The sequence below is a fragment of the Streptomyces lothianensis genome, from assembly GCF_047779955.1.
In the GTDB taxonomy this organism is placed as follows: domain Bacteria; phylum Actinomycetota; class Actinomycetes; order Streptomycetales; family Streptomycetaceae; genus Streptomyces.
The window spans coordinates 1-204 of record NZ_JBLMKT010000194.1 but is presented as its reverse complement, the minus strand read 5'-3'; the positions used below and the strand labels follow the sequence as shown (position 1 = coordinate 204).

The following is a 204-nucleotide window of genomic DNA, read 5'->3' as shown; positions in this document are numbered from 1 at the left end:
CCACGGTTCCCACGGGGATGTCCGTGCCCGCGCCGAGCCGGGACAGGACCGCTGCGAGAGCCGCGTGCAGCACCATGAACATGGTGCTGTTCTCGCGCTGGGCCAGTTCCGCGAGGGCCCTGTGCGTCCTGGCGCCCAGAGCGAACGGAACCGTGTCGCCGGTGTGGGTGGCGAGGGCGGGTCGGGGGTGGTCGAGGGGGAGTT

General features: G+C 72.1%; 1 protein-coding gene. It reads right to left on the bottom strand.

What is annotated here, in order from left to right; translation table 11 throughout:
- Positions 1-204, bottom strand: a 204-nt coding sequence (locus ACLF6P_RS30200) for a condensation domain-containing protein (protein WP_415954627.1), incomplete at both ends; no start/stop codon positions are given.